Source organism: Mesorhizobium sp. M4B.F.Ca.ET.089.01.1.1 (assembly GCF_004022605.1).
GTDB classification, from domain to species: Bacteria; Pseudomonadota; Alphaproteobacteria; order Rhizobiales; family Rhizobiaceae; genus Mesorhizobium; species Mesorhizobium abyssinicae.
Map to the genome: position 1 here is coordinate 1 of NZ_RZOS01000413.1, position 5041 is coordinate 5041.

At 63.2% G+C, this 5041-nt stretch carries 3 protein-coding genes; 1 reads left to right on the top strand and 2 read right to left on the bottom strand.

Going from position 1 to position 5041, the window contains the following annotated elements:
• Positions 1–1781, bottom strand: a 1781-nt coding sequence (locus tag EN780_RS27250) for a pilus assembly protein (RefSeq protein WP_189556769.1), incomplete at its 3' end; no start/stop codon positions are given.
• Between the two features lie 199 nt (positions 1782–1980).
• On the bottom strand, positions 1981–3897 hold the full coding sequence (locus EN780_RS27255) for a TadE/TadG family type IV pilus assembly protein (protein ID WP_245500156.1): 1917 nt from the start codon (positions 3895–3897) through the stop codon (positions 1981–1983).
• Positions 3898–4213: 316 nt separating this feature from the next.
• Between EN780_RS27255 and EN780_RS27260 the strand changes: the two genes are divergently transcribed.
• Positions 4214–5041: TIGR01459 family HAD-type hydrolase (locus EN780_RS27260; RefSeq protein ID WP_128275848.1), on the top strand; the 828-nt coding region annotated here is incomplete at its 3' end.

A 5041-nucleotide genomic window follows, 5' to 3' on the forward strand; every position in this document is an offset into this window, starting at 1 on the left:
GTCGCGGACATGTCGAGCGCGACGGTCATGACCATGATGTTGGCCGCCTTGGCGTTGTCGCACAGGCTCGCCATCTGCTCGTTGAGCGCGGCGGTGTAGTTGCTGGACGAATAGTTGAACTGGCCGATGGCGTTCGATGTGCCGGTGAACAGCCGGGTCACGGCGGTGCCGTAATAGGCGAGGCCGGTGTAGCCATAGGCGGCATAGGTCGACTTGTTGCCGGCCGGGTCGCTGCTGACCGTCGAATAGGTGTTCTCGCCGTCGGTGAGCACGATGACGACCTTGTCGTTGCCGCGCTCGCTCTCCAGCCGCCCTTCGGTGAAGGGCTCGGTGCTCGACACGGTGCGCCAGCCCCAGGCCATGCCTTCCGGCACATTGGTGTTGCCGTTCGGCTGCATCAGGTCGATCGCCGCCTTGATCGCGGTCAGCCCCGCCGCCTGGGTGACATCGGTCAGCGGCGTGATCGGCGTCGTGGTGCAGCTGTAGTTGGGACCGGCGCCGGTCGACAGCACCGGCGCATTGATCGGCCGCGGCTGGAAATACTTGGCCATGTTGGATTGCCGCGTCTTGCCGGTCGTGCTTGTCGGATCGTCGTTCCACCAGCTGTTGGCGGCGCCGTAGGTCACCGGCTTCGCCTCGTCGGGATCCTGCGTCAAATACCAGTGGTTGCCAGGCTCGTCCGGCGCGAACATCGGCACGAACATGGTCGCCGGGTCGCCGACGCCGGTGCCGGTGTTGTTGGGGCCGCCGGAGGCCGCCGCGTCATTGACGTTGTAGGGGTAGGGCCTGACCTCGACGCAGCCCTGCCAGCTGGCGAACGGGCCATAGGTGTCGTTATAGTCGTATTCGTCGTGGCTGCGCTTGCAGGTGTGGTTGGAGCGGTATTCGTCGCACACGACACGCTTGGACCCGACGATGCGCTCGTGGCTGGTGACCACCTTCATGTCGCGATAGAGCGAGAAGCGGGTGAGCATCTGGCCTTCCTGCTCGCCCCAGTCTGAGCCCTTCTTGTACCAGATGCCGTTGATCTTCTGCGCGTATTTGTTGGTGGCGTTCAGCGTCGTCCAGTCGAAATTCTCGTGGTGGATCGGCGACAGCCCGTAGGTGTCCATCCAGGAAGCATTGTCGTTCTGCGTCCCGACATTCACCGAGGCGGCGAAGGGCACGATGCTGAACTGGACCGGCTTGTCGATCTGCTTGATCGCGGCCGCCTGCTGCGCCAGCGTGTCGACGAGCTGCTTGGCGGCCTGCTTGAGCAGGTCGATGCGCTTCTGCCCCGCACCGGTGCCGAGGTTGCTCATCGAGCCGGAATTGTCGAGCACCATGGCGACTTCGAGCGTGTTCTTAAGGCGCACTTCCGAGCAGACGGAATAGTTGACGTCCGAAGACTCCTTATCGACCAGCAGCGCCGCTGCCGGCAGGAAATAGGGCTTGTACACCAGCGCCGCGCAGAGCTTCACCAGGCCGCCGCCGGTCGTGCTGCTGGGCAGCGTGACGCTGAGCGTGGTGTTGGCCGGATCGATGCTGTCGCCGAGGTTGGCCCTGAAGAACTCCAGCGCATAGGCCCTCAGCTGGTCGTCGGTGGCGCCTTCGGCAAGGCGGCGGGCGGTGGCGAAGTTGGCGGCGTCGAGCGCGTTCACCACCCTCTGCTTCTCGTTGACCACGCCGGAATAGTCGACGCTCAGCGCCACGGCGCCCATCAGCGGCACCATGGCGACCGCGGTCAAGAGAGCATAGTTGCCGCGCCGGTCGCGGCAGAAGTCACGCCAGAATCCACGCATGTGTTGTAAGCGGCCCCGCCTGCGGATTTTTTGCCCAGGCCACAGTTTCACAAAACGCTGAAGGACGGGTGTGGGAAACCGCTCGATTGCAGCCTCGGTGTTTCACCGAACGCTAACCAATCGCGCCGGGGCAAGGCGGCCGCGTTCAAGGAAACGCCCCGCGAAGCCAGGGCGTTTCGCCGCGTCGATTGCCCGTCGATCAGCCGACGATGCGCAGGTTCGACAGTTCGTCGGCGATTTCCTTGAAGCTTTTCGACAGCGTGGCGCCGGTCGCGTTCCAATACAATTTGGCCGCAGTCTTGCCGGTCGGGTCGGCCGGGTCTTTTCGGAATCTCGAGTCCGAGGAACACGTCTTCAGCGCGGTCATTGCGGCCTTTTCCGCGGATTTGGTGTCCACGAGGTCAAGCGAAACCGTCATCACGATGATGTTCGAATTCTTTGCATTGGCGCAAAGCATCTGCATCTGCTCGTCGAGCGCCGTCGTGTAGTTGGCTCCGGTGTAGGTCGTCTTGCCAACGGAAGCGCTGGTGTTCATGAACAGCCGGGTCACCGTACCGGAGCTTGGATAGGTCAGGCCCGTGTAGCCGTACGCGGCGTAAGTCGACATGTTCTTGGCATAGGTGGCGTCGGCGATCGGGCTGTAGGTGTTGGCGCCGTCGGTCAGCACGATGACGACCTTGTCGTTGCCTTTTTCGCTGTTGGCCCGACCGTCCGTGAAAGGCTCATTGCTCGACAGCACCCGCCAGCCCCAGGCAAGCCCTTCCGGCACGTTGGTGTTGCCCGTCGGCGTCATTGCGCTGATGGCGTTTGTGATGGTGCTCTTGCCTGTGGTCGTGGTTATGTCCTGCAACGGTGTGATGGCGGCAGTCGTGCACCCGGAGTTGGGGCCGCCGTCAGCCGGCTCCGCCGCCGCATTGTAGGGCTTTGTGACGAAATACTTTCGCATGTCCGACTGGCGTTTCGCGACGGCCAGGCTGTCGGCCGAGTCCACCCACCAATTGTTCGGGTAACCCCATGACGTCGTGCTGGCGTGGGTGGAGTCGGTCCAGAAATTGCCGGCCTCGTCCGGAGCGAACATCGGCACGAACAGGCTGGCCGGTGTGGACGTTGTCGGCGTCGTGTCGTCGGCATTGTAAGGATACGGCCTTGCTTCCACGCAGCCTTTCCAGGCTTGGTATTGGGCGGTCGTGTCGACATAAGTCTGACACGAGCCGTTCTTCTTCTTGGTGCAGGTTCGCGTCGTGGCCATCATATCCTGGTAGAGGGTGAAGCGGGTCATTGCCTCGCCCGCGTCCGCTCCCCAGCCGGTGCCCCTCTGGTAGTAGGCGGCACCGACTTTCTCGATGTATTTGTTCGGATCGACGCCGGAGACGGTCTTGTACATCTGGGTCCAGTCGAAATCCTCATGATGTATCGGCGAGATGCCGTCGAGATCCATCCAGGTCTTGTCCTTGTTGGCAGAGCCGACATTGACCGAGGCCGAAAAGGGTACCAGGGCGAACTGCACCGGCTTGGTGACCTGCTTCATTTGCCCTGCCTGCAGGGCCAACGTGTTGACCAGTTCGGTCGCGGCGGTCTTGAGCAGCTCTATGCGCTGCTGGCCGGTACCGGATCCATTCGTGCTCATCGAGCCGGAATTGTCGAGCACCAGGGCAACCTCGAGAGTGTTCTTGAGGCGAACTTCCGAGCACGCGGTCAAAGTCGTGTCGCCGGCAGTCCTGCCGATCAGCATCGCCGCGGCTGGCAGGAAATAAGGATGGTAGCGCAGGGTCGCGCAAAGCTTCAGCGTGCCGCCGCCGGCATTGTTGCTGGGCAAGGTGACGCTCAGCGCCGTGTCAGCCGGGCTGACATGCGACAGATTGGCTTCGAAGAAGTTCTTGGCATAGGCTTTGGCATCGGCGTCGCTTACATTGGCGACGATCTGCTGCGCGGTGGCGACGCCCGCGGCATCCAGCGCGTTCAGCGTTTCCTGCTTTTGGCGCACCAGGTCCGTAAAGTCGACCGCAAGCGCAACCGCGCCCATCAGGGGCACCATGGCGATGGCGCCGATCAAGGCGTAGTTGCCGCGCCTGTCGCGCGCGAACCTGCGCATCGTCGCTTCGAATCTGCGGATCATCGCCTTTAGCCCCCGCTAATGTACGACCAAAGTCGTAGTTGATCTCCGACCATGCCCACAGATCATTAAATTTCAGGTTGCGCGAATGCATCCAACATCAACCTGCGTTTTCAAGGCTCGTTAACTATCGGGCCAGCTGCGTGGATGCCCCCGGGAATTCCACAGCGACGCAGGTCCGGTCTTCAGCATCCGTCGCGCCGCCGCGGCCGGTGCCTGTCGAAAGCTGGTGACAGGATGAGGCGCTTCGGTTAATGCGGGACCGGCTGCGGCGGACCGTCGGCTGCGGCTCTCGCAACAACCATCTTGGGAAAACGGCATGGCGGATTCGCCCGACATTATCGGCTCGCTCGCGGACCTGTCGGGCTCGTATGACGCCATCCTGTGCGATGTCTGGGGCGTGGTGCACAATGGCGAATGGCATTTTCCGCAGGCAGCGCACGCGCTGGCCGCGACGCGCGCGGCAAACGTGCCCGTCGTGCTGATCACCAACTCGCCCCGCCGCAGTGCCGATGTGGTGGCGCAGATGAACGCGATCGGCGTCCCCACTGATGCCTATGACCGCATCGTCACCTCCGGCGATGTCACCCGCGACCTGATCGCCGAAGGGCCGAGGAAGATCTTCCATATCGGTCCCGACCGCGATTTCACCCTTTACGACGGCCTCGGCGTCGATCTGGTCGAGGAGTTCGAGGCCTCCGGCGTGGTCTGCACCGGCCTGTTCGACGACGAGGTGGAAAAACCGTCCGACTATGCCGAGCTGCTGCGGCGGCTGCGCGCTCGCGATCTGCCCTTCATCTGCGCCAATCCCGACATCGTGGTCGAGCGCGGCGAGCGCATGATCTGGTGCGCCGGGGCGCTTGCCCGCGACTACGCCCAGCTCGGCGGGCGAACGCTCATTGCCGGCAAGCCCTACGCGCCGATCTACGACGTTGCGATGAAGGAGGTTGCCAGCCTGATCGGTCGCCCGGTCGAGCGTTCGCGGGTGCTGGCCATCGGCGACGGCATGATGACCGATATCAAGGGCGCGGCCGACAATGGCTTCGATGTGCTCTATGTCTCGGGCGGCATCCATGCCCGCGACTATGGCGACCCGCTGCAGCCCGACCGCGAGCGGCTGGCCGCCTTCCTGGAAAAGCATGGCTAC